At 48.1% G+C, this 528-nt stretch carries 1 pseudogene; it reads right to left on the bottom strand.

Features of this window, described 5'->3' with window-relative positions:
- A pseudogene (locus RMT89_RS40895) lies at positions 1–499 on the bottom strand (hypothetical protein); the annotation flags it as partial.
- Positions 500–528: the final 29 nt, after the last annotated feature.

Here is a 528-nt window from a genome sequence, read left to right as displayed (position 1 = left end):
CATAGGAGAAACGGTCTTCCCATGCACCAACAAAGTCTTCTCGCTCAACCGGGAAGCGTTCGCAGACAGGCCAGACGTTAACGTCCCATGCACCACTCTCAACAGCTTCAACGAGAGGGTCTTCCGAGTTGAAGGGCGTACCATTGAAGATGGTCTTACGATCCACTGGATCGAGAGCGTAGTTTACACCCTTGTAGATAGTGTCCTTGATTGCATTAATGGCAGTCGGTGACCGTGCATCATCATCAGAGAGCAAGTCATCGAGCACTGCGATCTTTGGACGTTTACCAAAAATCTTCGTACCACGAAGGCCAGTCTTGGCACCGAACATTTTGATACCGAGACGATGACCGTCTTTGTTTCCGAACTCAATATAATTGTCTGTGAACTTCCTGTGCGGAACGTATTCCTGCATAAACTCCGAGTTGTTGTAACGGAACTCGGTGTTGTTTCGTGCAGACCTTACACCGTTCTCCATACTGTCAGAGACATAGATCATACCTTCAACTTTGCCGAAGTTGGGCAATA

Origin of the sequence: Streptomyces sp. P17 (assembly GCF_032436805.1) — a bacterium.
Taxonomy (GTDB): Bacteria; Actinomycetota; Actinomycetes; order Streptomycetales; family Streptomycetaceae; genus Streptomyces.
This window is presented reverse-complemented; position numbering and strand designations above follow the sequence as displayed.